The organism is Parendozoicomonas verongulae, assembly GCF_009711465.1.
Taxonomy (GTDB): domain Bacteria; phylum Pseudomonadota; class Gammaproteobacteria; order Pseudomonadales; family Endozoicomonadaceae; genus Sansalvadorimonas; species Sansalvadorimonas verongulae.
The window spans coordinates 3,694-4,042 of the sequence record NZ_SMME01000705.1 but is presented as its reverse complement, the minus strand read 5'-3'; the positions used below and the strand labels follow the sequence as shown (position 1 = coordinate 4,042).

Annotated in this window: 1 protein-coding gene; it reads right to left on the bottom strand. The window is 46.7% G+C overall.

What is annotated here, in order from left to right; genetic code table 11:
• The coding region (locus tag E1189_RS03360) for an ankyrin repeat domain-containing protein (protein WP_196221151.1) at positions 1-349 on the bottom strand (349 nt) is incomplete at both ends.

Here is a 349-nt window from a genome sequence, read left to right as displayed (position 1 = left end):
TTATTCAGCTCTGCCCCTGCGTTCACTAAAGTCTGAACTACCTCGGCATGGCCATTATAAGCCGCTAGAAATACAGGCGTTACACTATTCCATGTTTTGTTCAGATCTGCTCCTGCGTTCACTAAAATCTGAACTACCTCGGCATGGCCATTATTAGCCGCTTGAAATAAAGGCGTCATGCCACGCCATGTTTGATTAAGATCCGCCCCTGCGTTCACTAAAATCTGAACCAGCTCGGAATGGCCATTTCGAGCCGCTTGAAACAAAGGCGTTACACCATTCCACATTGTATTAAGCTCTGCCTCTGCGCTCACTAAAATCTGAGCCACCTCAGTATGGCCATTTTGAA